This window comes from Cupriavidus sp. 21MJTG02-4 (genome assembly GCF_057798975.1).
In genome coordinates, this window is the sequence record NZ_JBYOJP010000004.1 from 390429 (window position 1) to 403533 (window position 13105).

At 62.2% G+C, this 13105-nt stretch carries 11 protein-coding genes; all 11 read right to left on the minus strand.

Annotated elements, in window-relative coordinates; all coding sequences use genetic code 11:
• Positions 1-148: 148 nt before the first annotated feature.
• Complete coding sequence (gene glmS / locus AC3FKH_RS11150; RefSeq protein ID WP_488675485.1) at positions 149-1987, minus strand: glutamine--fructose-6-phosphate transaminase (isomerizing); 1839 nt, start codon at positions 1985-1987, stop codon at positions 149-151.
• Positions 1988-2075: 88 nt separating this feature from the next.
• Positions 2076-2879 carry a hypothetical protein gene (locus tag AC3FKH_RS11155; RefSeq protein ID WP_488675487.1) on the minus strand — a complete coding sequence of 268 codons (804 nt, stop codon included), beginning with the start codon at positions 2877-2879 and terminating at the stop codon, positions 2076-2078.
• Positions 2880-2881: 2 nt separating this feature from the next.
• Complete coding sequence (locus AC3FKH_RS11160; RefSeq protein WP_488675489.1) at positions 2882-3673, minus strand: YaiO family outer membrane beta-barrel protein; 792 nt, start codon at positions 3671-3673, stop codon at positions 2882-2884.
• 153 nt (positions 3674-3826) lie between these two features.
• Complete coding sequence (locus tag AC3FKH_RS11165) at positions 3827-4681, minus strand: hypothetical protein (RefSeq protein ID WP_488675490.1); 855 nt, start codon at positions 4679-4681, stop codon at positions 3827-3829.
• Positions 4682-4823: 142 nt separating this feature from the next.
• Positions 4824-5900 (minus strand): bactofilin family protein, encoded by a 1077-nt coding sequence (locus AC3FKH_RS11170; protein WP_488675492.1) that lies wholly within the window; start codon positions 5898-5900, stop codon positions 4824-4826.
• A gap of 15 nt (positions 5901-5915) precedes the next feature.
• Entirely contained in the window at positions 5916-7286 is a 1371-nt protein-coding gene (locus tag AC3FKH_RS11175; RefSeq protein ID WP_488675494.1) for a glycosyltransferase family 2 protein, read from the minus strand.
• A 250-nt stretch (positions 7287-7536) separates the two neighbouring features.
• The gene (locus AC3FKH_RS11180; RefSeq protein WP_488675639.1) at positions 7537-9306 is read right to left on the minus strand and encodes a polysaccharide deacetylase family protein; all 1770 of its coding nucleotides are present in this window, start codon (positions 9304-9306) and stop codon (positions 7537-7539) included.
• Between the two features lie 163 nt (positions 9307-9469).
• A complete protein-coding gene (locus AC3FKH_RS11185) occupies positions 9470-9790 on the minus strand; it encodes a hypothetical protein (protein WP_488675495.1) in 321 nt (106 codons plus the stop codon).
• Positions 9787-11019 (minus strand): non-hydrolyzing UDP-N-acetylglucosamine 2-epimerase, encoded by a 1233-nt coding sequence (gene wecB / locus AC3FKH_RS11190; protein WP_488675641.1) that lies wholly within the window; start codon positions 11017-11019, stop codon positions 9787-9789. The genes AC3FKH_RS11185 and wecB overlap by 4 nt, the downstream gene beginning before the upstream one ends.
• 22 nt (positions 11020-11041) lie before the next feature.
• Entirely contained in the window at positions 11042-11407 is a 366-nt protein-coding gene (locus tag AC3FKH_RS11195; RefSeq protein ID WP_488675655.1) for a hypothetical protein, read from the minus strand.
• Positions 11408-12058: 651 nt separating this feature from the next.
• Positions 12059-13051 (minus strand): YihY/virulence factor BrkB family protein, encoded by a 993-nt coding sequence (locus AC3FKH_RS11200; RefSeq protein ID WP_488675497.1) that lies wholly within the window; start codon positions 13049-13051, stop codon positions 12059-12061.
• Positions 13052-13105: the final 54 nt, after the last annotated feature.

Here is a 13105-nt window from a genome sequence, read left to right on the forward strand (position 1 = left end):
GTTAGGGTAAGCGACGCGTTTCTTTGCCTACTTTCTTGTCGCTCGGACAAGAAAGTAGGTCGCCGGCTACGCCGGCGAAACGGCCGCGCATGCCAAGAACACCGCCCCGCAATTCGCCGAACAACAACAACCCTTTTAAGCCCCCCAATCACTCCACCGTCACCGATTTCGCCAGGTTCCGCGGCTTGTCGACATCCGTACCGCGGATGCAGGCGGTGTGGTAGGCGAGCAGCTGCATCGGCACCGCGTGCAGGATCGGTGACAGCTCGCCGCCGTGCTCGGGCAGCCGGATGACGTGGATACCGTCGCCCGAGCCGATCCCCGAGTCGCTGTCCGCAAACACATAGAGGCGGCCGCCGCGCGCGCGCACCTCCTGCATGTTCGACTTGAGCTTCTCGAGCAGCGCGTCATTCGGCGCTACGGTGACCACCGGCATCGCCTCGGTGACCAGCGCCAGCGGGCCATGCTTCAGTTCTCCCGCCGGATAGGCCTCGGCATGGATATACGAAATCTCCTTGAGCTTGAGCGCGCCTTCCAGGGCGATCGGGTAGTGCAGGCCCCGGCCCAGGAACAGCGCGTTCTCTCGTCTTGCAAAGTCCTCGGCCCAGGCGATGATCTGCGGCTCCAGGGCCAGCACGCCGCCCAGCGCGGCCGGCAGGCGGCGCAGGTTGGCCAGTGCGGACGCTTCCGCTGCTTCGTCGAGCAGCCCGCGCGCCTTCGCCAGTGTCAGCGTCAGGATGTACAGTGCGGCGAGCTGCGTCGTGAACGCCTTGGTCGAAGCCACGCCTATCTCGACGCCGGCCCGCGTCAGGAAGCGCATCGCGGTCTCGCGCACCATCGCGCTGGTCGCCACGTTGCAGACCGCCAGCGTGTGCACGTGCCCCAGTTCCCGGGCGTGGCGCAATGCGGCCAGCGTATCGGCGGTCTCGCCGGATTGGGAGATCACCACCACCAGAGCGTTAGGATTGGGCACGGTCTGGCGATAGCGATACTCGCTGGCCACTTCCACCTGGGTCGGGATCCGGGCGATCGATTCCAGCCAGTACTTGGCGGTGCAGCCCGAGTAGTAGCTGGTGCCACAGGCCAGCACCAGCACGCTGTCGATCCGCGCGAACGTCTGCGCCGCACAGTCACCGAACAGCTCCGGGCGGATGGCCTCGACGCCATGGATCGTATCGCTGAGCGCGCGTGGCTGCTCGAAGATCTCTTTCTGCATGAAATGGCGGTATGCCCCCAGCTCCACCGCCGTGGCGCTCGCCCTCACCTCGCGCACTTCGCGCTCGACGGCGTGGTCGGCCGCATCATGGATCTTCACGCCGTCGAGCGTGAGTTCCATGACATCGCCCTCTTCCAGGTAGATCACGCGGTTGGCGGTACCGGCGACTGCCATGGCATCGGACGCGAGGAAGGCCTCGTTCTCGCCGAGCGCCACCACCAGTGGCGAGCCGGACCGCGCGCCGACCAGGCGGTCAGGCTGGTCCTTCGAGACCACCGCAATGGCGTAGGCGCCGTGCAGGCGCCGGGTGATCGCGCGCACCGATGCAAACAGGTCGCCGCGCGTGGGGTTGTCCGGACACGTGTAGGCCTGGTGGACCAGGTGCGCCACCACTTCCGTGTCGGTCTGCGATTCAAAGCGGTAGCCCGCTGCGCGCAACTCCTCGCGCAAGGACTCGTAGTTCTCGATGATGCCGTTGTGCACCAGCGCAATGGTCTCGCACGAGATGTGCGGGTGGGCGTTGACGGTGTCCGGCTTGCCATGGGTAGCCCAGCGGGTATGCGCCACGCCGACTTGCCCGACCAGCCGGGAGGCCTGACTCTGCGCATCCAGCTCCGCCACGCGCAATACGGTGCGGGCGCGCTGGAGCGCGCCTTCGAGCACTACGGCCAGGCCGCAGGAATCGTAGCCGCGGTACTCCAGCCGGCGCAGGCCTTCCACCAGGACCGGGACGATATTGCGCGACGAGATCGCGCCGACGATGCCACACATGACGGGTACTCCCTGCGGCGCGAGACATTCACTTCGATGCCGCGGGTGCCCGCCGCCATGCACCCTGCCCCTCTTCCTCTGCCGGTCCCTATCGACCCCTTAGTCGCTGCCAGCTCATCCCCCACCCGTACAACGCGATACAGGAAAAGATGACGAGCGTCGGGCCGAACAGGAACGACAACACGGGCAGCCACAACATCGAGAACTTCTGCACGATGTAGACATGCAGCATCAGCTGCAATGGGACCGCGACAGCCACAAAGACCAGCGTGATAACGGTCAGGGCAATCTTCTTCGCCCATGAATAATCGAAGATGTAGTAGACCAGCGCATGCGCCCAGGGCAGGACGATCAGGAAGCCGACCGCGGCCTTCATCCCGTTGTCGATAAAGCTGCTCACCGTGTAGGGAAACTTCTCGGGCATGAAGGCAAAGAAGGCGAGCGCCGTGAACTGGATCAGGATGCCGAACAGCAGGAAATAGCGCAGCGGCAGCATCCTGTCAGGCATGCGCAAGGTAAGCAGGCCGCCAAGGACCGTCAGCACCGCCGACATGCGCCACGTCACCACGTCCGGCAGCCCGGCCACCACGTCGAGGTGTGGCAGCGACAAGTCGAGCCCCGCCACGCTGGTCAGCCGCTCCGTGACGGCGCCCTGGATTTCGAGCTTGTCGAGCCAGAAGGCAAAGGTGCCTGCCCAGGCAGCGCTGAGGTCGTCATGCAGCATCCATTCGATCGCATTGAACAGCAATGGAACCAGCAGGATACCGGCTATGGTCGGCGCCGAAAGACTCAGGCGATCCAGCGACCGGTGCCGTGCGACACTGATCACGGTACGGCCCAGGGACTCGCCCTTGTCGGGGGCGGCCGAAAGTGGCGTGGATGCATGCATCATGGCTAGAACTCCACGAAGACCCCCGCCTCCGCTTGCTTGCGCTTGTAAGACGGGTTTTCATAGTAGATCGCGCGCAAATTGACCCCCCATGTCTTGGTGATCCATTTGCGCCACGTCAGCGTAAATTCCTGGCTGTTGAAATCATTCAGCAAGGTCTGCTGGCCAGTCAGTTGATACGCTTCATTGCCACCTTCGTACTTGAAGGTGAGGAACTGCTCCTTGTCGCGGCCATAAGTCAACGCAATGACGCCGCGATTGGACCGGACATTGCCAGGGTCGCTGCGGTTGAACCGCCCGAGGACCTGGACGATGAAGGGCTGGTCGAAGTAGTAGGTCAGGCCAACCAGCAAGGTCTTGTCGTCATAGACCTCCTTGGCCTTGTAGTAAGTAAAGCCCAGGCCCGCCACCAGGTTCTTCTTGGGCAGTAGCTTGCGAAACAGCATCCCGTCAAACCGGTAATCCGGCAGGAAGAAGCCGCCCGCACTGGTGCCGCCACTGAGGAACGCGTACCAGTCCTCATTGAACGTCCGCGTGTAGCCCAGGCCAAAAAACGTGCCCTGATCGCCGAAGTGGCTCTGGTGGCTGATCTCGCCGGTCACGTAATCCTTGGGCGTCAGGTTGACACCGCCCCGCAGGTACTGGTCGTTCCAGCTTGGGTTATCGCCGGTCAGATTGGCGTGCCCGAGGCCGCCCTCGATAAAACCGGTCAGCAGCGGCGCGAAGGTGCGCGGCCCGGTGCCTTCCACCTGGGCAAAGGCATTGGTTGACGTCACTGCCATCAGCATGCCCAGCATGGCAAGCCGGTTTCGGCTTCCGTGGGCGGCATGGATTCCCCGCAGCTTTCCGTGGCGCATATTGTCATCACCCTCCAGTGTCATGGCCCCAATGCCTACGGCTCAACTCTGGGGAGCCCTGCTTGATAGTTACGGATCAGCCCGTCTGACGGGCTAACGACATCGCAAGCCGGCCGGTACAGGCGCGAGGGCCTGTTCCGGTGTCAATCGGGCTACAAAAGCCTGGAATAGCGCCTCTTCCAGGACGTTCCAGTGCGTCCCGTGCCGGAACTGGGTCGCGCGTACGCGCCAGCAGGTAATGGCATCCTGATCCCCCATCTTGTCTGCCACCTGGGCCACCAGGCCCCAGGGAAAATCGGTCTCCGGCAACTGCAGCCAGACAAAGCGGTGTTGCGCCATCCAGGCCGCGTAACGCACCGCGGCCGGCTGGTCATCGGGCGCTACCCCAGCAAGGATAGGAAATATCTGCGCAACGGTGTCTGGATAGAATTCGACCTTGTCGCGCTCCTGGGTGCTGACCTGATAGCCAAAACCCGGCCGCCAGAACACTTTCATGATGTTCTGCTCGAGTTGGCCGGCCTTCTGCATCCACTTCTCCGCAGCTTCGGTGTCCTCGGCGTCTTGCGAGTATTTGCCCACGGCCCTGAATGCGCTGTAGATCTCAATGTTGTCCATCATGAGGGAAACAGGCAGGTCTGCGGCAATATGGAAAACCCCAAGTTGCGGATCTCGCAAACTGTCGAGATAGCGGCTCGCCTTGTCGAAGCTCCGTTTCCACGCCGGCGGCATGCCGCCGGGCGGTGAAAACCGGACCAGCAGCTCCATCCAGGTGGCAAGCAGGGCGTCGTCCGCGTCCGCGCGGCGGCAGGAGGCAAAGCGGCCGCGCGTCAGGCAGTAGCGCTCGAACTGTCCGCTCTTCAGCTGCCGCGGCATCAGCCAGTTGATCCACCGGCGTGCCGCGGCGTTGCTGTCCAGGCCGATGTCCGACGCGGCCAGCAGCGCTTTCATGGCAAAGTAGGGATCGACCGAGTCACCGCCATAGTAGGTCGTGATGGCACCGTCGGGCCGCTGGTATCCGGTCAGGCGCAGTTCCGCGGCGTAGCCATTCAGACAGAGCATCGAAGCGCAAAGGAGAAGGAGCCCGCAGAATCTATTCATGCTCGTCGCTCGGCGAAGCCGTGGTGGCCGGCATTACCCTTCCTCCGACAATCGCGCTCACCGCGCCATGCACCGTCGTCCCACTCCAGACATAGACCTCGGGGGCGGCCAGCGAGGTGGGTCTGGACAAGAGACCTATCAGGCAGTTCTCGGCAATGCTGGCCGACTCTTCCGCGGCAACGGGGCCCATGATGGCACAGCACGGTGCGACATAAAGCGCGGTACCGCACACCAGCGTGCCGTCGATGCGGACGCGCGCCCCAACCCGGATGGACCCGGTTGCCTTGACACTCCCCGCAATCCGCGTCCCGCTTCCGATCTTCAGGTTGCCGTGGACGATCAGGTCTCCGTCGTAGCGGATGTCGGGCGGAAGATAATAGTCATGCTCCATGATGCGGCGGCCGAGATCCGCGGATGGTCCCGCGCCCGTTCGCTCCCGGGGCTCCACCACAGGCCGGCGCTGGCCATTGACGGTGGCTTCCTTGTGATGATCAGGATTGCCGAAACGGATCGTGCTTCCCGCCAGCGAGGTGAACTTGCACCCCTCTTCCACGACAACGCCCTGCAAGGCCGCCAACGGACCAATCAAGCTGCAGTTCGCCGCGACGTGCGCCGTGCGCGCATGCGCCCAGTGGTCCAGCACGCTGCCCTCGCGAAGGACCAGGCCGCCTTCGGCCACCACCACGCGCAGGTGGTTCCATTCCCCGCTGTGGACATTGCGCTTCGCATAGAGGTCGCGCGTAAAGGTGAAGTTGTCCGGCAACTCCAGGTCGCCCTGGGCCAGCAGCACGCGATCGCAGCGCTTGCGCGCCATCTCCGAGGATGTCGGTACCCAGTCGGCGCCGACTTCCAGCACGTCGTCGCGCAACGCCCCTGCCCTGGCCATATCGCCCGGATTGGCATCCAGCATGGCGCGGAACTCGGTCGCTACGGCGCGGACGTCCAGCGTCAGCTCACCATCGATCGCCAGCGGCGAGATGTCACGGCGCCGCCGCCATTCCACGTAGGCCGGCGCCAGGGGCAGACCGAAAGCCAGGAAGGTCAGGACGACCAGCAGGATTGGCCACATTTTTTCAGCTCCTTTTCAGCCGCCCTGGCGGTAGCGTTTGGTCTTGTCCCAATACAGCTTGCGTTGAAACAGGACGTCGACGATCACCTGGTCGAACATGGCTCTCGCGATCGTGAAGGCACTCACGATGAATCCGAAATAGTTGAAGGGCAGCAAGCGGATGCGTTCGCGGCCGCCGTCGAGGTGAACGGCCGCTGCAATCTCGAAGAATGCCGCGAAGTTGCCCAGCGTGCCGTAAGACATCAGCGCGAGCAGGATGAGCGTGCTATGCAGCGCGAAGCCGCTCGTGTAGAACAGGAAGATCGTCAGCGCCCAGCCCAGCAGCATGACCGGTGCCATGGTGTAGATGGCGAGCAGCGCCACGCCATCCAGGCGTTCCAGCAGTCCGTGCCCCGGACATGCAGCCACATGGCGGGCGTGACGGTAGAACGACTGGTTATGGCCCTTGGTCCAGCGCATGATCTGCCGGATGCGGACCGGCCATGCTTCGGGGACCTCTTCGTAGCATTCGGCCCAGTTCTGGTAGATCGTCTTCCAGTTTCCCAGCAGCAGCCGGTACGTCAGGTCGGTGTCTTCGGCCAGCACGTCATCGTGCCAGCCACCCACGCTGCGCAGCGCGCGCACGCGGACGCCACCGACCGTACCGCCATACTGGGGCACGAGCCAGAGGTTCATGCGCGCCTGCTGGTCCACCTGGTAGCCACCGGAGCGCTCCATGTCGAGCAATCTCGTCAGCAGGTTGCTGCCCAGGTTCAGTGGCACGACCCGGCCCATGGTCGCGCCGACCTCGGGATCGAAGAACGGGGCCACTAGTTGCTTGAGTAGGCCGACCGGGGGCAGGTAGTCGGCATCGAAGACGACAATGATGTCGGTCTTGACGGTCTCGCTCGCATCCTTGAGCGCGGCAGCCTTGCCGGGCTTCCCGGCGATCCGGTGAAACGGCTGGATGCGGCCGGGATGCCGCGCAGCGAATCCTTCGATAATCTCGCGCGTGCGGTCGTTCGAGCGGTCATTGACCGGCATGATCGTCAGCCGGTCCGCCGGATAGTCCGTCCGCAGCAGGCACTGCAAGGAGCCGGCGATCACCGCTTCCTCGTTGTGCGCGGCGATCATGACGGTCAGCGACGGCCATTCCGCGACATCGATATCGAGATACGGATGCCGCTGCCGGCCGAACAGCCGGTTCAGCGTGAAGATGTAGTGCCTCACTGCGTAAAGCACAATGAGGATCATGATCAGGGTCAGCAGCCCCGTCATCGTCGACACAGCGATGTGACCCGCTTTCGTACCGGTCGCCGGCTGTTCAAACACCGGGGCAGGTGGCTGTTCGAGGGTATCGTCGGGCTCGTCCTTGAAGCTGCCCGCAGGCTGTCGCACAGCGACCATCGCTGCCGTGTCCTTCACCGGGCCTGCCGGCAACCTGTCGCTTTGCGCGATGTCGGCCGGTGCCACCCTTCTCGCAACAACCGCGTGTGTAGCGTGCGGCTCGGCGGCGCTCGGCGAAGAATGGACCATCGCGGAAAACACCGCTCCCAGCAGCAGGATAGTGCTAAGTGATCGAGGCATGAGTCATCCACTGTGTCCGGGGAAGGCGCCGGACGGCGTTACCTTGCCGTCCGGCAGACGGATGGTGCTGTCATTGCTTGCCGCTGGTGAACGCCACGGCATTGCCGGCACCTGCCGTAACCAGCCAGTTGGTCGAGTCCCACGTCACGGTTGCGGCACCCTGGGTCACGACCGGCTGCGTGTAGGCAATCTTCGGCAGCACCCAGGTGATGTCGGTCAACCCGGCCGGGTTGCTTGCCTGGAAGCTCCAGCTGTTGCCCATGTCAGTCGATTGCCAGGTGGTTTGCTGGCGCCGCTGCCCAAACACGGCGAGTTCGTTGATGGTGTACCACTTGAACACGCCCTGCCCCTTGAGGCTGTTGGCATAGGAGAAGAGGCCATTGAGCACGCCCCGGTAGTCCACCGCGCCGAGTGGATGCATGTAGATCAGCCGGCTGGTGCGGTTCTTCACGACGAAGTCCGTCAGCTGGCTGTACCAGGTGCTGATGCTGGCGGCCGGAACGTTGAAGTCCTCGAACTCCTCGAACGTCGCGTTCGATCCGAACGGCACGACCGGGAACGCGCGAATGGTCTGGTTCAGCAAGGCGCCATTGCGGTAGCTGCGCGTGGGCGCCATGCCGGTATGGCCGACGAAGTAGTAGCCGGTGTCACCGTTCTGTTCCAGCCAGTTGAGCGACCACTGCGGCGTGTTGCCTTGTGGCGCCGCATACTCGACGGTATTCATCCCTGTCACCGCAGAAACGCTCTGCTTGTTTAGCACCAGGTACTGCTGGAACGTCGACTGGTTGGTCTCGCTGGCGTTGTCCCCGTAGTAGTCGTGGATCCAGCCGCCATGGTCGCCAATATGGTGCCCCTTGCTCATCAGGTAAGCGACCAGTTGCTTCGCCGAGGCGTTGTTGGAAAGGTTCACCCCCTTGCCGTCGCCGAAGTTGATCTGGTCCGGTCCGGCGGTGATCACGATGGAGAACGGGCCATTGTTGAAGATGCCCCAGTTCTTGAGCTGGTAGGCTGGCGCGATCTGGTCGCCCGCGCAGAAGTGCCAGTTCAGCACCAGACCGGCCAGGCCTTTGGGCTGTGCCGAGAGCCGTGGCATGGCCATCATGGTTTCACCGAAGTAGCGCACGAACCCGTGCATCAGCATGCCGTCGGTCTGTCCCTTCAGGTACGTGAGCGGCAGATTGACGAAAAGCACCTGGCCGGAACCGAACGAACGCAGGCCGGCAACCAGCCCGAAGTTTGGCGAAGTCAGGAAAGCCTTGCCCGTGTAAGCCCCCTGCGTGACGTAGCTTGGGTAGGTCAGGAAGCCATAGACATAGCCCGAGACACCTTCCACCGGGTCACTGGACGATGTGGTCGTCCAGGCCATGGACTTGCCGGGGGGAACCTGGATGGCGCGCAAGGTGCTGCTCAGCCCGGTAATCGGGCCGAGACCGATCATGTTGCCGCCGTACTGGTCGTAGAGAACGTAGTTCACGCCAGCCAGGTTGCTGAACCGGCTGCGTTGCGAAGCATAGAAGCCGGTTGTGGTCAGCGCGCCGAAATCGTAGACGAGCATCACATTGCCGCCTTGATTCGCATACGTCTCGATCGCCGTCACCATGGCATCGCTGGCGTTGGGATGCACCTGGTCCGGCAGGATCATGCCGGGGTACTGGGCCGGCGTGATGCCCTGAAGCACTTGCGAGTCGGTGACCAGCTTGATCTGCAGCCCCTCCTCCAGTGCGGCGTCGAGCCACGCGGTGATGCGCGGATCGGTTGCCGAATAGTTGTCGGGTACCACCATGGCAATCAGGTTGGTGGCGGCTCGGGCGGGTCCCATGGCGGCCACCAGCAGCACCATGAACACCACGGTGCTGAGTCGCAGCAACATCAAACGCAGTTTATGAAGCACGATCGTCTCCAGAGCGCGAAGCGGAAACCGAGGCCGGATATGCCAGGAGCTGAATGTCAGCCATGGCAGACGTCCCCGAACATCTGTGTTAAGCCGGGCGCCACAGGTCCTCTTACTTCTTGACCTGCCCCGGGGCAGTCGACAGCGCGTAAGTGCTGGCGTTGACCTTCGGACCCGCCACGGCCTTGTTGGGCTTCTTTATCAGCTTGGCGCGCTTTGCCTTGTTCGTGCCATGGTCGTCGGCTTCGACACCGACGAACTGCCGGTCGTGGTCGTAGCCAATCACCCCGCCCGGATCGGACGGGCTTGCGGGAAGATAGAGAATCGGCCCGGACATCACCGCGGCCGCCTCCGGCGACAATTGGGCGTGCGCTGGCCCCGCGGCCCACACGCCAGCAACAAGGATGGCCGCCAAGGTCGCTGCAGATTTCATGATGTTTTCCTCCAGGTTGCGGTGTTGCCGTCCAGCTGGATGACGCGCGGGTCCGTAACGGGCTCCGCGTGCATCGCGCGAGAGAAGGCGGCGGTACACATCGCCTTAACAGGTTGTTGCAGGGCACTGATAATTCGCTCGCTGGCACGCCCGTCTCCAAAGGGATTGTGGGCACGCGACATGCGGGAATACACCTCGTGATCACGCAGCAGCAATTCGACAGCCAGGACGATCCGGTCGGTATCCGTTCCCACCAGGCGCGCCGTACCGGCCACCACCGCTTCGGGGCGCTCCGTGGTCTCACGCGTCACGACAACCGGCTTGCCGAGAGCCGGCGCCTCTTCCTGGATCCCGCCCGAGTCCGTCACGATCAGGTAAGCGGCCGACATGAGGAACACGAACGGCTGATAGTCCTGCGGATCGATCAGGTGAATCCGGGGATGCTGGCTCAGGATGGCATTGACCGGCTCGCGTACCCGGGGATTCAGGTGGACCGGATAGACGACCTGGATGTCCTTGTTCCGATCGGCGAGCATGCGCAGCGCGGTACAGAAGCGCTCGAACGGCGCGCCAAAGTTTTCGCGCCGATGCCCGGTCACCAGCACCATCCGTAGCGATTCATCCAGGAACGGAAAACTGTCGGCCAGGCGCGCGCGCGTTTGCGAATCGGCGTCGATCTGCTGCTTGACCTCGAGCAGGGCGTCAATGCCTGTATTGCCAGTCAACCGGACGCGGATCGGGTTGACCCCTTCGCGCAACAGCGTGTCATGCGCCTGCTGCGTCGGCGCGAAATGCCACGATGCCATGATGTCCGTCACGCGCCGGTTCATTTCCTCGGGCCAGGGCGCGGTCAGGTCGCCGGTTCGCAATCCGGCCTCGACATGGCCGACCGGGACGCTCCGATAGAACCCCGCCAGCGTCGCCGCCAATGTCGTGGTGGTATCTCCGTGAACCAGCATCGTGTCAGGCGTGTATTCCTCAAGAACCGTCTGGACGCCAGCCAGCACGCGCGTGGTGATGTCGGAAAGGCTTTGGCTTTTGCAGATCACGTTGAGGTCAAAGTCCGGCACGATCTTGAAGAGCTGAAGCACCTGGTCAAGCAGCTGCCGATGCTGGCCAGTCACGCATACCCGCAAGTCGAAGTCAGGCGAACGCTGCAGCCGGTGAATGAGCGGTGCCATCTTGATGGCTTCGGGGCGCGTCCCAAACACTGCGAGAACCTTCTGCATGACAAAACTCCTCCTCCAGCGATTACGCCGAGGTATGTTGATCTTCGGTTCGTGAGCATGGGATGCATGAAAGCCTTGGATGCACCGCACTCGCGCCGCCTACATACCCGCGGATATCCAAACTGGAGGGCAGCATACCGAGGCAGTTAGCGAAGCTTGTGCCATGCACAGAAATCTGGCTGCCACTGGGCGATTCCGGTTCTCGAATGCCCGGCTCATAGGCGACTTCCGGTTCGTTTCGTATCACGCGTGGAACGTCAAAATGATTCCTGGCCAATACCACCACGTTGACCGTGAAACGACGGGACGCGAGAAGGCGTGCCGCCATCGACACGAAAAGAGGACAACTCCCTCTTGATTTTTCTGGAAGAACAAGAGCTTGTTCCATGTACCGTCGCCAGTCGGAATGCACGGATCGTAGTTCCAATCATTTTCGTCAAGAATGGTTTTCTGGCCGATTCCGTATCAAACTTGATACGCCCCTTCAGGCGCTCGTATATCCGACCCGCATGCCTTCCATGTAAATACTTCACAAACCTCTTCGTCCGTATATGCAAACAGGTAAAAAATATTAGTGCTTTTTTCAAAACAAAACTTCAATGTTCGTGCAAGACCACTAATTAATTGGTGGAAAAAATGTAAAGGTATTTAGAGATAGTCCATTATTAAATTCCGCGTTATGAGCTTGCCATCGGTGATTTCCGTGGACCGCGGGGTCGTGGATGCGTCTCTTGGAATGCCCAAAACGGCGCGCTTTCTGTGCTCGAGGCGCCTGTAGCGGGGTCTGCATAAGGCGAGCAGTGGGTCTGCCTTGACGACGTCTTATTTATGCCGAGAAGCGGTACTCGCCTTAAAAAACTGCTATGCTCGTCGCCCGGTCGGCTGAGTCGGCCTGCGAAAGAGGCAATAAGAGCCCTGCACGAGGTTCTTATGTGCGCGCGAACTGCTTTCGCGCGACCTCCCCGCGATGGTCGTAATAAGCATAGATCCGGCGTAGCGAGGGATCTCGGCCAGAACGGCCCCATTACGGACAGCCCAGTTAATGGGGAAGTCCGGGGCGCTCCGCCTCCTGTGTGGAATCCTGATCAAGCACTTGTGACTGCGGATCACTGTGCTTTAAAGAGCCGAATCGGCGCGCGAAGTGCCAGGTGAATTCCGCCCCAAGAAGAAATATCTGCGCAGCGTAATACACCCACACCAGCAGGACCACCAGTGATCCCGCCGCGCCATAACCGCTGGCTACGGCGGTTTTCCCGATATACAAGCCGATCAGGAACTTTCCCAGCGTAAACAACACGGCGGTCACCGCCGCACCGAGCCACACGTCGAACCAGCGTATCTTCGTGCGCGGCATGATCTTGTAGATCATCGCGAACACCACGGTGAGCAGAACCAGGCTGACGATGCTGTCCAGGACATGTCCGACCGCTTCGTTGATGCCGAGCAGCGGCCCCCATTCCCTCCCCAGGGCGGAAAGGGCAGCGCTGAACAGCAACGACACCACCAGCAGGAACCCGATGCCCAGGATCATGCCGAAGGAAAGCAGTCGCGCGCGGATCAGCGAGAACAGTCCTGATGTCTTCTGTCGCTGCGGGACCCGCCAGATGCGGTCGAGCGCTGACTGCAGTTCGGCAAAGACGGTCGTCGCGCCAACCAGCAGGGTCAGTACGCCGAGGACGGCCGTCAGCGTACTGGCGGCTGGCTTGCTGACCGCCACCAGCATCTCTTGTATCGCCTCTGCCCCTTGATCGCCGATAAGGCCGGTCAATTCACCGACCACCTGATTACGTGCCGCATCCGTGCCAAATATGACGCCGGCGACGGTGATGACAATCACCAGCAAGGGCGCAATCGAAAACACCGTGTAGTAAGCGAGGGCCGCGCCCATGCTCGGCGCGTAGTCATCGATCCATGAGTTGACGCTGTCACGGATGAGCTCCGCGGCGGCTCGAAGTGAAAGGTGTCCAGGGAAAATCACGCGGGCATTCGCCAAACGGAGACGAAACTGACAATGGGCAATGGCCATGCTCAAGCAACAACCGTTCCCTGAGCCGGCGCGCCGGGCACCGGATATTTGCCTGCGCCT

Excerpts from the sequence above, each read along its gene's own strand:
- glmS (WP_488675485.1), bottom strand. The coding sequence starts at position 1,987 with ATGTGTGGCATCGTCGGCGCGATCTCGTCGCGCAATATCGTCCCGGTC.
- AC3FKH_RS11155 (WP_488675487.1), bottom strand. The coding sequence starts at position 2,879 with ATGATGCATGCATCCACGCCACTTTCGGCCGCCCCCGACAAGGGCGAG.
- AC3FKH_RS11160 (WP_488675489.1), bottom strand. The coding sequence starts at position 3,673 with ATGCTGGGCATGCTGATGGCAGTGACGTCAACCAATGCCTTTGCCCAG.
- AC3FKH_RS11165 (WP_488675490.1), bottom strand. The coding sequence starts at position 4,681 with ATGAAAGCGCTGCTGGCCGCGTCGGACATCGGCCTGGACAGCAACGCC.
- AC3FKH_RS11170 (WP_488675492.1), bottom strand. The coding sequence starts at position 5,900 with ATGTGGCCAATCCTGCTGGTCGTCCTGACCTTCCTGGCTTTCGGTCTG.
- AC3FKH_RS11175 (WP_488675494.1), bottom strand. The coding sequence starts at position 7,286 with ATGGTCGCTGTGCGACAGCCTGCGGGCAGCTTCAAGGACGAGCCCGAC.
- AC3FKH_RS11180 (WP_488675639.1), bottom strand. The coding sequence starts at position 9,306 with ATGGTGCTGCTGGTGGCCGCCATGGGACCCGCCCGAGCCGCCACCAAC.
- AC3FKH_RS11185 (WP_488675495.1), bottom strand. The coding sequence starts at position 9,790 with ATGAAATCTGCAGCGACCTTGGCGGCCATCCTTGTTGCTGGCGTGTGG.
- wecB (WP_488675641.1), bottom strand. The coding sequence starts at position 11,019 with ATGCAGAAGGTTCTCGCAGTGTTTGGGACGCGCCCCGAAGCCATCAAG.
- AC3FKH_RS11195 (WP_488675655.1), bottom strand. The coding sequence starts at position 11,407 with ATGGAACAAGCTCTTGTTCTTCCAGAAAAATCAAGAGGGAGTTGTCCT.